This is a genomic window from Parabacteroides sp. AF27-14 (assembly GCF_003635425.1).
GTDB classification, from domain to species: domain Bacteria; phylum Bacteroidota; class Bacteroidia; order Bacteroidales; family Tannerellaceae; genus Parabacteroides; species Parabacteroides distasonis.
In genome coordinates, this window is the sequence record NZ_QTLZ01000011.1 from 93,009 (window position 1) to 106,111 (window position 13,103).

Consider the following 13,103-nt stretch of genomic DNA (forward strand, 5'->3'; position numbering starts at 1 on the left):
GAGAAAAAGGAAATGATTATTTCCTTCATTCCTTCACCTACCCCTTTACACACACCCACACACATGTATGCGTACATTAATAATACGCGTATGCGTATACGTGCGTGTGTGTGTGTGTAGGAGCCGGTGAAGGAATGAAGGAATAAAGGAAACGCCTGTACCGGCAATGGGCTACACCAGTATCGGCGAGAGCCGGAAGCAGTACTGGTGTAACCCCACGGCAGTACTGCCGTGGGGCTGTGACTATATTGGGATCAGAAACTATATCCTACGCGAACACCCAGCATGGCCTGATCGAAATCCTTGATGATATTATACTTCACCTCCAATCCTATCGAAAGATTGTCGGTAGCATAAACCTCACCGCCTAAACCGATATTGGCTCCCAGACGAGTCTCGTTATGAGAAAGGCCATGGCCCGCATCCCAATTCCAAAAGGACAGACTAAGCCCCGCTAATGGATAAAAACCGAACATCTCACTTAACTTCACTACATAATGAGCATTCAAGTCGATCGCCCAAGTGCTGTGATTATCATTCTTTACGAAATAAGTAAGAGAGGGGCTCAAACGTACTGCATCCGTGATACAATAGCGGTAATCAACTCCTAACGTGGCATTCTTCGAATCGAATCCATAACCGATGTTAAATCCCACGGCAGATTGTCCTTGCTGCGTCTGCGCATAAGCTCCCAGACTAAAGACTGCTAACATCAGCATCATTACAAACTTTTTCATACGCTTTCTTTCGTTTAGTTCAACATTAGATTATTATTGGTATTTATTTTACTTTCAGTCGATCGCCGGCACTCTTCACGATGCTACGGTAATAGTCCTCGTCATATCCGGGAAAATCGGGAGACGCGGGCTGGCCGTACGGATTACGCTTGAACTGTCCGTTCACCTCTTTCTTCACGTTTCCATCGATGTATTTTACCAGCAAATACTCACCCAATTGCTTCCAGCGGGCGGTAGCGGAGTCTGAATTAGTCGTGCTATACCACGTTAAGAACTTGACAGCCTCCGCCGGGTCCTTGGCATACAACTCCTGAGCCGCCTTATCGATAGCCGGTACGGTCTCTTGATAACCATTCTCCAACTCCTGCTGTACCTTACGGATATCCTGAATCATGAAGCTATATTTGTGGTAAGCCATATTAGCCACCCAGTTATGAATCCAGAAAGCGGAAGTCCAAGAGAAGTTCAGCAAATCGCCGTTTCCCACCCGATAGCACTCCGGAACATCCGTTACCGACCCATATACAGGAGTGAAGACTGCCATATCAGCGTCGTCCACGGCAAACCACAAGATACCACCGATAGCGTCCGGCAACCAGTTACGCATTTGTGGAACAATCACGAAGCCCGTTTGTTGCGTCGCTATGGCACGTTCATTCGTATATTCCTGCCCGTCTACCTCGAACGTCATCGGCCGCCAGCGGTAAGGAACCTTATACGAGCCGGCACCGGCATCTTTCGTCATATCCAGATCCGTTCCCTCGTAATGGTCGCGCATGCCATTCTGTACGTCTTGAACGGAAAGCTTACGATTCGGCTTCACATACAGAGGCATCGGCTCCTTGGAAGGATCACCCTTGATAAAATCCATATACTGATCCATCGTGGTATCATATTTACGGAAGAAAGACCATACACGAGCCTCGCATCCACGCAAGGCGCTGAAATCATACGGGCAATAAGCCTTGGCGAAACTGAAATCAGCGTCCTTTCCCTTGAAATATCCTTTCTCACGGGCGAAAGAAACCACATCCGGCGAGTACATGCAATTCTCCTTATCGTCAAACGGTATCTGCTGGATACGGGACTGGTTGGCATGCGCCGAGATACAATCGTCCGGGATGCGGATCGCTACCCAAACGGCACCTTTGTTACCCGGTCCCTTACCGATCATCTCCATCACCCAAGCCTCGTTCTTATCGGCGATAGAGAACGTCTCGCCACTGCTGTAATAGCCATATTCCTTTACTAAGTCCGTCATGACCTTAATCGCCTCACGGGCCGACTTGGAACGTTGCAAAGCGATGTAGATCAAGCTACCGTAATCCATGATACCCGTCGTATCCACCAATTCATGGCGTCCGCCGAACGTACTCTCCGTGATAGCCACCTGATGCTCGTTCATGTTACCCACTACGGAATAGGTCTTCTCCACTTGGGCGATCTTGCCCAGCGGTTTCCCTGTATCCCATTCCTTCACTTCCAACATGGCGCCCTTCGGCCATGTAGCGGCGGGCCAACGATACATCTCCCCATACAGGGAATGCGAGTCCGCCGCATAACTAATCATTACCGAACCGTCTGTCGAAGCCTTCTTGCCCACCAGCAAACCGGTACAGGCGATAGCCTCCACCCCGGATAACAGGGCGGCGCAAGCGGTTAATAAAATCCAACTCTTCTTCATATAAATAAAGTTTTAAGCAAATAAAAGCATATATACACCGGCGCCGCAACAATAGCCGATCAACGCCAAGATAGAGAACCGTTTCGTATAATACATAAAATCGATCTTCTCCAATCCCATTACCGTAACGCCCGTAGCCGATCCGATGATCAAGATGCTACCACCCGTCACGGCGCAATAAGCCAAGAAGGTCCAGAAACCACCGTCCGATACGAAGAACTGGGCATAAGGCGATAAGTCGGCCGCCTGCTCCACGATCGGGTACATACCCATCGTAGCAGCTACCAAGGCTACGTTATCCACGCAGGAGGACAAGGCGCCGATCACGAAGCTGATCAGATACGGCTCATGCACATGCTTATCCAAGAAAGCGGACATGATGCCCAACTGCCCGGAGGTCTCCAACGCTCCCACGGCCATCAAGATACCCAAGAAAAAGAAGATCGTAGCCAAATCGATATTCGGCAACAATTGGGAAATACGGAGTTTCTGGGACTCATGCATATGCAGCTTGCTATACATCAAATCCGTATAGAACCAAAGGATCACCAATCCCAGCAAGACGCCCAAGAACGGCGGCAAGTTCGTCACCATCTGGAAGACAGGCACCAACGCCAAGGAAAGCACGCCGATCACAAAGATCATCCGACGTGAGCGGTTCGGTATCTCTGGTATGTACTCGTCGCCTTGCTCCTCCTCGCTCAACACACGCAAGGTAGATCCTTTCTTGAACAACCAGAAATGGGCGATCGTCAACGGCACCAACATATTAACCAAAGCAGGGATAAATACGTGAGAGATCTGATGCATCGCCGAGATATTCTTTCCGACCCAAAGCAAGATGGTCGTCACATCACCAATCGGCGACCATGAGCCACCGGCGTTCGCCGCTATAATCACCATACAGGCATATTTCAAACGATCCGTACGATCCGGTACCAGCTTACGCAACACCGCCATGATCACGATAGCGGCTGCCAAGTTATCCAACAAGGCGGAGAAGAAAAAAGTAGCGAAACTTATATACCACAACAGCTTACGTTTATTCGGCGTACGGATATACCCGGTCACGGCCCTAAAACCACCATGCTTATCCACGATATCCACGATCAACATGGAACACATCACGAAGAAAAGCGTCTCGGAGACGTTTCCTAAATGATAAACAATCGCACGGTTCGATATAAAATTAATAAATTGCTCATGCGGGGGCAAGCTGGCCATCTCCGGGTTCTGGGTCAAGAACTCTTGAAAGATCGTACTGGAGCGTTCGACGAAAATATTGTAAGCATCGAACATCAATATCATCCACATAGAGATAGCCATGAACAACGCTATGGCCGCTTTATTTATTTTGATCTTATCCTCCAAGGCAATAGCGAGGATTCCTAAGACAAAAATGACAGGCATTAAAATGAACATATAATCAAGATTTTAATTGTTTATATAGAAGCTGTATCTCCTCCGGCCAAAGCGCCTCGTCCGGGGTCTCTAGGATTAAGGGCATATTGTCGAAACGGGGGTCCGCCATGATCATGCGGAAGGTATCAAGGCCCATCAAGCCTTTACCGATACTCTCGTGCCGGTCCACACGTGATCCCAGCTCCTTTTTAGAATCGTTCAAGTGCATACCCCTTAAATAAGAAAAACCGACCACCTCGTCGAAATGACGGAATGTCTCGGCAAATCCCTCCGGTGTCTTTATATCGTAACCGGCGGCAAGCGTGTGCGCCGTATCGAGGCATACTCCCACCCGACTCTTATCCTCTACCTCGTTTATAATATAGGCGATCTGCTCGAAAGTATATCCCAAGTTCGAGCCTTGCCCCGCCGTATTCTCTATCACGGCACATACGCCACTCGTCTGAGCCAACGTGATATTGATCGACTCGGCGATGCGAGACAGGCAGGTATCCACCTCCATCTTCCCCAAATGGCTTCCGGGATGGAAATTCAACATTTTCAGTCCCAGTTGCTCGCAGCGTGTCATCTCGTCCAGAAAAGCGTCACGGGATTTCTGCAATCCCTCGGCGTCCGGGTTCCCCAGATTGATCAAATAGCTATCGTGCGGCAAGATACATCCCGGATCGTAACCGTACGCTTCACACCGCTCCTTAAATAAATGGATACTGTCCGCCTTCAACGGCTGCGACTTCCATTGCCTCTGATTCCGGGTGAAAAGGGCAAAAGCCTTCGCACCGATCTCATGGGCATTAACGGGGGCATTCTCAACCCCACCGACCGCACTCACGTGAGCCCCAACATACTTCATAATAACCTAACTTTTCTTTTTATTTATACTAATGTTCATCCTCAGTCTTACACCCGCAAAAACCAAACTCCTCCATCGCACGTTCTTGCGGGGTGATGAAATAAACCATCTCGGCACGGGTACACAACTCATTCGCCGAGTTATAGATCTCGGTCTCTATGAAGATGGCGTTCCGTTTCCGGTCTGTCATCCGTCCCCGTATCGTCAGTTGGGGCTCGTCCGTAGAGATACTCTTCATAAACTTGGCGTCGAGGCGTGAAGTCACCCCGGAGGTCTGCAACTTCCTCAAGACCACCCAGCCGGCCAACTCATCCATCAGCGTAGTCTGTATACCTCCGTGCAACGTACGCAGCCATCCTTGGTAAGTACCTTGAGGCTTCCAGAACGCCACGATATCGTCACCATCCTCAAAAAACTCCATATGCAGCCCCAGCGGATTGTTCGGAGCGCAACCGAAACACATATAACCGTCCAGCCCTTCCCACGGATTAATTATCTTTTTCATATCACGAAAACAATATTTATATGTTTTTTGTTGCTCAAAGTTAACAAAAAAGCCGGCTCTTGAAAGGAACCGGCTCTATAAATATCACAAAAAATACTCAACACGACTTATTCCTCGATCTCCGGTTGAAGGAAATCCACGAAGCAAAGGGCGGCCAACGCCGTTCCATAGCGTTTCTCGATCGTAATTCCCTCGGTGATAAAGTTAAGCTCTCCAAGATAATACTTCCCATACGTCTTCTGATGAAGATCGTTAATAACACGGATCAGACGAGACTCAAGCTCCTCGATGCGGTAACGTCCGCTGACCTCACACACAAGGCCACCAACCTTCTCGTCGAAGTTCTCATCCTTATACATCCATGCGTAAACCACACCAGCAGACACGAACTCATCCTGATATCCATGGGATACAGCCATGATCGTTTTCATTTCCGAACCAAATGGAGGAAGGTCTAGTTCATCCATGGTTGCCAGATGTGCCGTAGCGGGTATCACTGACGAATACGTCATGATATTAAAATCAGAGATACCGGCGTCATAAAGAGCCATGTGGTAAGAACCAGCGTGTTTCTCCAAGTCTGATTCGCCACTTCCTTTTGTAATAAAAAAGGTGTTTGGAATTAAATTCCCAACTTTCTTTACCATCTACAAATATGTTTTACTAATTAATAAAAGCTTAAGAGCGCACAAAAATAGAAACTTTCGCGATATATAACGCATAGTTTTCCCTATAAAACTTTAGCCGCAAACATATTTTCACTAAAAAATCATCACCGAACCTAGAACTTTCATCCCCTCGGCTCTGTTTATATAGTAAATCAACATAAAAAACTAGAAGACAATGCTTACATTATGTTTAAGTTTATTATTAATGATCACAAATAGTCAAATAACAGATAAAAAAGAAGAAGTTATGAAATTCGAGTTAATCCAGTTACCGTACGCAAACGACGGTTTAGAACCAGTTATCAGCAAACAAACAATTGATTTCCATTACGGAAAACATTTATTGAACTATGTAAATACCCTTAATAAGCTGATTGAGGGCACGAAATTCGAGAACGCTCCGCTGGAGCAGATCGTTCGTGAGTCTGACGGAGCCATTTTCAACAATGCCGGCCAAGTATTGAATCACAATCTATATTTTACCCAATTCTCCCCGAACGGAGGTGGCGAGCCTACGGGTAAGCTAGCCGAGGCTATCAAGTCTACGTGGGGATCGTTCGAGAACTTCCAGAAAGAGTTCGTGGCTGCCGGTACAGGCTTGTTCGGCTCAGGATGGGTATGGTTGGCTAAAGATAAAGACGGCAAACTTTCAATTACCAAAGAACCCAACGGTAGTAACCCGGTCGTTAAGGGATTGACTCCGATCATGGGATTCGATGTATGGGAGCATTCTTACTATCTGGATTACCAGAACCGCCGTGCGGATCATTTGAACGCATTGTGGGGGATTATCGACTGGGAAACCGTTGGTAAGAGATATTGATTTAATTTGATGTAAGTTACGTGTAGAGAAGAGCCGCCCGGGAGTTTTCCCGGACGGCTTTTTTCGTTCCCTTTTGAAAAAAAATACCTCCAGCTATTGCATCGTAAGATATTATTACTACCTTTGCACCCGCAAACGAATAACAGATGCCTCTTTAGCTCAGTTGGCCAGAGCACGTGATTTGTAATCTCGGGGTCGTTGGTTCGAATCCGACAAGAGGCTCAAGAAAATATATTGGAATGGGCAGTTACCAGAGTGGCCAAATGGGGCTGACTGTAACTCAGCTGGCTTTCGCCTTCGGTGGTTCGAATCCATCACTGCCCACGAATAAAAAGGACTCTTCTTAGAGTCCTTTTTTGTTTCTATCCATAAAAAAAGTCCTTCCCTATCACTAGGAAAGAACTTTCAAAAAGCAAGGGAGATTCACTCCCTGCCAAATCCCCATCTATTTAAACGATCAAACCGACCTATTTCAAATTTAAGGCGCTTCTCTCGGCAGCTATGGATGCTTTTGCCGGAGTAGACTTGCGTGAACAATAATTGAATTCCACAGACTTATCGCCATCGAATGACTTCCATTTTAATTTCAACTTAACCGTCTTACCATTCGTATCCGGAAGGCTATCCAATTTAAAAGCGACCAGTCCATCCGCATATGCGCCATATACATCGCCATAAGCATTATGGCGGAACTCTACCTCATAAGGATTCTCCGGGTCCTTGCCTGTCAGTAGGTTTACAAAATGAGCCTTATTGCGGTCTCCCCAGATCGTCCTGAAACGGAGTGTCAGATATCCGTCCTCGGCGATGGTAACCCAATCGTTCACAATCTCCACAGGGTCGGAGCCATAGATCGAATCGTTGCTAGTCACCCCCAAATCCGGAGCGATTGGTTTTGTAAGGATACTGTCGATCCAATTAATATTTACGGCCTTGCTGTAAATTCCGCTAGACTCGTTCGTCTCGTCAAAATTCACCAACGCTCTCACCTCCTTCTGCCCGAAGGGAGAAGAGGTCATATTGACAGGCAACAAGGTCGTGCTATCATCCAATTGAAGAAAATATGAACCATCATCGACCGGCTTAACCGTCACCAACGCATTCGGCAACACTTTACTGTAAGGATAATCATCATCATCGTCCAAGCAAGATTGAAATCCCATAAAACAAGTAGCCGCCATTACACCTACAACTAATTTCCTAAAATTAAAGAATCCGTTCATAATACTTCCTTTCTAAGTTTATCAATTAAACTAATCAACCTTTTAATTCTATAAAATTAGAAATGCGTTTTAGGGCGGAAATGCTGCATATGCGTATGTTAATTAAACCAAACAAGGCATGTCTCCTTACTTCACGGCGAAATTATACTCGAAAGTATACTTATAAGAGCTTGCGGTTCCTCCGTCATTCTCATCGATAGTCATACACATTATATAATCTCCCACGGTGGTATAGGTGTATTTGTACTCAGCTTTCACCTCGCTCTGGTTAGGGATCGTATAGGTGTAGGCACGGATCGGAAGATTCCGGTTCTGAACACCATATAATAGGTTCAAGGGAGTCACAGCTTCAAAATCAACCGGAGCAAAAGAGCCGATCACACGTAGAGGATAATTTTCAGGCCTCTCCACCGTACTATACTCATACTCCATCCGATCCTGATTCCGAGAAAAAGTTACCACATTCCCGTTTTCCCAATAAAACTTATCATATTCCCTGTAATCCTCACTCTCATACCCTTGACCGTCTTCTTTCGGCCAACGAGCTACCCATGAGGTCAACACCAGATTAGATCCGGAATAACCATACTTATATTCATCACTCACATAGACCTCATTACTCGCATACGAATTTTTCCTCAAGACGTTCTTTGCCGTGATCACATTTCCACTTAATATATATTCTCCTAGTTCGTCCCCGGTAGAGATATCTATCATCAAATATTTGTTGTCAGAAGAGAAAAGACGAAACTCTTTATCTCCATGGAAAGATATACTCGATATTTTCCCGTCATTCATATAATTGATATCAGCGGTAAAAAGCGGGCTTGAAGCTCCGTCTTTATAACAAGAAACTTTCGTTAGCTTATTCAATTCCGGAACAACGGGATCGTCATCGTCTCCGCAGGCCGTCAGGCTAGCGGCCCCTATTAGTAACAAAAATAGATACTTCTTCATCATTCTTTCGTGTTTTTAATCTGTTACGGCAAAAGTAGGGCTTTTAAATGAATAACCACGAAAGTAACCTATTTTAAGTGTTCCTGTTTGAAAAAATGCTTCTAAAATCGTAGTTTTGCTCCATCAATATCAAAGATAACGATCTATCTTAAAATAGTTTACAATAAGTAATAATGTAAGATAAACAATATCTAAAATTTAATAACATGAAAATGAAACAACTGACAGTAGCGATGATCACCCTCCTACTCACCGCCTCTTGTAGTGAAAAACAACAAGATTACCCTTTCCGGAATCCGGATCTTCCCTTGGAAGAACGTATCGACGACTTACTATCCCGACTGACACCGGAGGAGAAAATCGGCCAAATGATGAACGTAACCCCCGCCATCGAGCGTTTGGGAATCCCGACTTACGACTGGTGGAACGAGGCTCTTCACGGCGTGGCTCGTGCCGGACGTGCGACCGTATTCCCGCAAGCGATCGCCATGGCGGCTACTTTCGACGATAACGCCGTTCACGAGACCTTCACGATGGTCAGCGACGAGGCCCGTGCCAAATACCACCAATACCAGAAAGACAAGGAGTACGACCGTTACAAAGGTCTTACTTTCTGGACCCCGAATATCAATATCTTCCGTGACCCTCGCTGGGGACGGGGTATGGAAACCTATGGCGAGGACCCTTACTTGACCGAGAAGATGGGCGTAGCCGTAACCCGCGGATTGCAAGGCGATGATCCTAATTATTATAAGACACACGCTTGCGCCAAGCATTACGCCGTACACAGCGGCCCGGAATGGAACCGCCACGAATTCAACACAGAAGCTACCCCTCGTGACTTGTACGAGACCTACCTTCCAGCTTTCGAGGCATTGGTTAAGGAGGGCGATGTACAAGAGGTAATGTGCGCCTATAACCGTTTTGAGGGCAAACCTTGCTGTAGCAGCGACAAATTATTGATCGATATCTTGCGTAATAGCTGGGGATACGACAATATCATCCTCTCCGACTGCGGTGCTATCGATGATTTCTGGAGAAAAGACAAGAATACGCCTCGCCATGAGACGCACCCGGACGCTGAGAGCGCATCCGCCGACGCCGTATTGAACGGTACCGACCTAGAATGTGGCGGTAGCTACCGTGCGCTAAACAAAGCCTTGGCCGACGGTAAGATCTCGGAGAAAGATCTGGACGTATCCTTACGCCGCCTGCTGAAAGGTCGCTTCGAGCTAGGTATGTTCGATCCGGACGAGCGGGTTCCTTATTCTAAAATACCTTACAGCGTAGTCGAGAGCCCGGAGCATATCGCCAAGGCACTGGATATGGCACGTAAAAGTATCGTTTTGTTGAAGAACAAGAATAATATGCTTCCTTTGGACAAGAATATCAAGAAGATCGCCGTAGTAGGACCGAACGCGGCGGACTCTACCATGCTATGGGCCAACTACAATGGCTTCCCTAGCAAGACCGTTACGATCGTGGAAGGTATCCGCAATAAAGTCCCGAACGCAGAGGTTATCTACGAGCTGGGTTGCAACCATACCGCCGATTTTGTCGTGACAGACCTAGGTAGCCACGTATCTTCCACGGCGGGACAGGGTTTCGCCTCCGAATTCTTCAACAATACCGAGTTCGAGGGTACCCCCGCCTACAAGGGATTAGCGAAAGAGCTTCATTATACCACTGGAGGTAACACCCAATTCGCCCCGAACGTGAACTTGACGAATTTCACGGCTCGCTTTACGGGTGAATTCGAGTCTCCGATAGATGGTCCTGTCGAGTTCAAACTATCCGGAAACGACGCATTCCGCCTGTATATCGATACGGCTAAAGTCGCCGAGGTATGGGAAAACGAATATGGAGCGGAAAAACTCTATACGCTAAACGCTAAGAAAGGTGAGAAATATCCCATAAAGATCGAATACATGCAACGCACGGGTAGCGCTGATCTGAACTTTACGGTAGGCGTACGCACACCCGTAGATTTCCAAGCTACGGCCAGCAAGGTTAAAGACGCTGATGTCATCGTATTCGTAGGTGGTATCTCTCCACGTCTGGAAGGTGAGGAAATGCCAGTAGACGCTGAAGGTTTCCGGAAAGGCGACCGCACGAATATCGAGATCCCGGCCGTACAGAAGGAAATGGTCAAAGCCTTGGTAGCCACCGGAAAGCCTGTGGTATACGTGGTATGTACGGGTAGCGCATTGGCATTGAACTGGGAGAACGATCATGTAAACGCTATCTTGAACGCTTGGTATGGCGGACAAGAAGGTGGAACAGCCGTGGCCGACGTTTTATTCGGAGACTATAACCCGGCCGGACGCTTGCCGATCACGTTCTATAAATCCGTAGACCAGCTTCCGGACTTCCAAGATTACAGCATGAAAGGCCGTACCTATCGTTACATGACGCAGACTCCGCTTTATCCGTTCGGTTATGGCTTGAGCTATACGACATTCGATTATAAGAACGCCAAGTTATCAAAGGATAAGATCGCTTCCAACGAATCGGTTACCCTCTCCTTCGATATCGCCAATACAGGCAAGATGGATGGTGACGAGGTCGCTCAGATCTACATCAAGAACCCGAACGATCCTGCCGGACCGCTAAAAGCGATGAAAGCATTCAAACGTGTGAACGTGAAGGCTGGCAGCGAACAACCGGTTAGCATCCAATTGGAACCGAAAGCTTTCCAATCCTTCAATGACAATACGCAGACCATGGAGGTTCGCCCGGGTAAATACCAAATCCTATATGGAGGTTCCTCGGACGATAAGACACTGAAAAAGATTGATTTAGTAATTGAATAAAAACACTATTGTATTCACGGCTGAACACAATAGTATTCATAGAAAAACACAGTAGTATTCACAATCGAATACTACTGTGTTTTTCTATGAAGGTAATGATCAGAATTTTTTAATCAAGAAAGACGGATTGATACGCATGTAAACCCCTGCCGTAAAACTCGTGGCGCTTCCCATCGGTTGTTTTACTCCATCCGCATCATTCATATCTCCGGAGAGATGATGAAAAACGTCCACATCTACCCCTATCGAGAAACCCTTCGCTAGTTGCCGGGAATATTCCACCCCCAGATAGATCATTTGCGGACGGTCGAACGTAACCCCCTCATCAATCATCGAGGCCGCCCCGAAAAACGGGCTACCAAACATAGAGATGAAATCCTTGCAGGTCCAATACGACGTTTTCACCCGGAAATCATAGATATCGGCGGAAGCACGGGCATACAAGCCATATCCGCTGTCAAAAGGCCATATCTCTCCCGCTTGCTGATAATAACCGGTAGCATCCAGTTCCACGTTCAAGTTCTTGAAAATACGATGTCCGGTATTCCATACACCTCCGACACCGATCGCGCCATTCATCAAGGTTTGCACGGAATTGTTGAAGATCGTGTCGATCTCGCCTCCCCTATGCTGCACCAATCCTTGCACCGGCGTATAGAAATGGAAACGGGAAGCCGGGTCGTTGTACTTTAGCCGCGAAGAGATCCCGACGGTAAACGCCTCTTGATGCACATCCTCCCGGAAAATAAAGCTCTGCCAGTTCACCCACACATCCAAGTCGAAAGCCTTCGAGTCATACAACAACTGCAAGCCCGCCTCGGGATCGCAGGTCAAATTCAACTCCGGATTATAAAGAGGCTCTATCAAATTATGGTTGGAAGCGCCGTAAATATTTCCCAGCACGATGTTCACATGATCCGAGAGGGCCATCTGCGCCCGGAAATAGGGCAACACATGTACCCCTTTTTGGTATTGGTCTCCCTTCCAATAAGCGATATCCTGATAAGCCATGCTCGGATATTTATTCGCCCCATGATAGATCAACATATGGACACCCGCCTCCAACTTGATATTCCGCAAGGGATAATAAACCGCTTTGCCTTGTACCCAAAGCCCCGGCAACGAATACCCTTTGGTAAATTTACCCGTATACTCGTTATCCTTGAAGAAGCTAATATTATCCAACTCCACGGACAACTCCCGGGCCTTCTCCGGGTCGATATGATAATCCGTCTTATAGACACGATCCGCGATCTGCGCCTTCAGCGAGGGAGACCAACTCCCCAATCCCATCAAGCAAAGACCCACAATGAGACTCCTAACACCTATATTCTTCATCACTCTTAAAATTTCTCGCGAACATAAACAAAATACACCGAAAAAAGAAAGCGGGGAAACGGAAGTTTTCACCTCGTTTCCCC

The 13,103-nt window shown here is 47.0% G+C and carries 11 protein-coding genes and 2 tRNA genes; 4 read left to right on the top strand and 9 right to left on the bottom strand.

The features are described from left to right. Positions 1–254 precede the first annotated feature (254 nt). From DWY79_RS12905 to DWY79_RS12930, 6 genes are all read right to left on the bottom strand, one after another. Positions 255–737, bottom strand: coding sequence for a porin family protein (locus DWY79_RS12905; protein WP_008772096.1), 483 nt, complete (start codon positions 735–737; stop codon positions 255–257). Between the two features lie 43 nt (positions 738–780). Beyond that, positions 781–2,421 carry a dipeptidase gene (locus DWY79_RS12910; RefSeq protein ID WP_005862143.1) on the bottom strand — a complete coding sequence of 547 codons (1,641 nt, stop codon included), beginning with the start codon at positions 2,419–2,421 and terminating at the stop codon, positions 781–783. 12 nt (positions 2,422–2,433) lie between these two features. Next, positions 2,434–3,843: a sodium:proton antiporter NhaD gene (gene nhaD / locus DWY79_RS12915; protein WP_048927343.1), complete on the bottom strand. Its 1,410-nt coding sequence runs from the start codon at positions 3,841–3,843 to the stop codon at positions 2,434–2,436. A 4-nt stretch (positions 3,844–3,847) separates the two neighbouring features. Beyond that, the gene (nfo, locus tag DWY79_RS12920) at positions 3,848–4,693 is read right to left on the bottom strand and encodes a deoxyribonuclease IV (protein WP_022192129.1); all 846 of its coding nucleotides are present in this window, start codon (positions 4,691–4,693) and stop codon (positions 3,848–3,850) included. Between the two features lie 28 nt (positions 4,694–4,721). Next, on the bottom strand, positions 4,722–5,198 hold the full coding sequence (locus DWY79_RS12925; RefSeq protein WP_005856732.1) for a PaaI family thioesterase: 477 nt from the start codon (positions 5,196–5,198) through the stop codon (positions 4,722–4,724). A gap of 107 nt (positions 5,199–5,305) precedes the next feature. Then, the gene (locus tag DWY79_RS12930; protein ID WP_005856730.1) at positions 5,306–5,845 is read right to left on the bottom strand and encodes a pyruvoyl-dependent arginine decarboxylase; all 540 of its coding nucleotides are present in this window, start codon (positions 5,843–5,845) and stop codon (positions 5,306–5,308) included. Between the two features lie 196 nt (positions 5,846–6,041). Between DWY79_RS12930 and DWY79_RS12935 the strand changes: the two genes are divergently transcribed. The 3 genes from DWY79_RS12935 (at position 6,042) to DWY79_RS12945 (ending at position 7,013) form a co-directional block, all read left to right on the top strand. Continuing rightward, complete coding sequence (locus tag DWY79_RS12935) at positions 6,042–6,689, top strand: superoxide dismutase (RefSeq protein ID WP_005862137.1); 648 nt, start codon at positions 6,042–6,044, stop codon at positions 6,687–6,689. Between the two features lie 148 nt (positions 6,690–6,837). Then, positions 6,838–6,911 (top strand) — tRNA-Thr (locus tag DWY79_RS12940). 19 nt (positions 6,912–6,930) lie between these two features. Continuing rightward, a tRNA-Tyr gene (locus DWY79_RS12945) sits at positions 6,931–7,013 on the top strand. A 143-nt stretch (positions 7,014–7,156) separates the two neighbouring features. On the opposite strand, the gene DWY79_RS12950 is transcribed toward DWY79_RS12945, so the two are convergent. Both DWY79_RS12950 and DWY79_RS12955 read right to left on the bottom strand, forming a co-directional pair. Then, entirely contained in the window at positions 7,157–7,912 is a 756-nt protein-coding gene (locus DWY79_RS12950; RefSeq protein WP_005856726.1) for a NigD-like protein, read from the bottom strand. A 126-nt stretch (positions 7,913–8,038) separates the two neighbouring features. Further along, positions 8,039–8,869, bottom strand: a complete 831-nt coding sequence (locus DWY79_RS12955; RefSeq protein ID WP_005862134.1) for a DUF5032 domain-containing protein — start codon at positions 8,867–8,869, stop codon at positions 8,039–8,041. 206 nt (positions 8,870–9,075) lie between these two features. Between DWY79_RS12955 and xyl3A the strand changes: the two genes are divergently transcribed. Then, positions 9,076–11,682 carry a xylan 1,4-beta-xylosidase gene (gene xyl3A / locus DWY79_RS12960; protein WP_122369455.1) on the top strand — a complete coding sequence of 869 codons (2,607 nt, stop codon included), beginning with the start codon at positions 9,076–9,078 and terminating at the stop codon, positions 11,680–11,682. Positions 11,683–11,781: 99 nt separating this feature from the next. Here the strand turns inward: xyl3A and DWY79_RS12965 are convergent, their stop codons facing one another. Next, positions 11,782–13,020 carry a hypothetical protein gene (locus DWY79_RS12965; protein WP_034531243.1) on the bottom strand — a complete coding sequence of 413 codons (1,239 nt, stop codon included), beginning with the start codon at positions 13,018–13,020 and terminating at the stop codon, positions 11,782–11,784. Positions 13,021–13,103 lie beyond the last annotated feature (83 nt).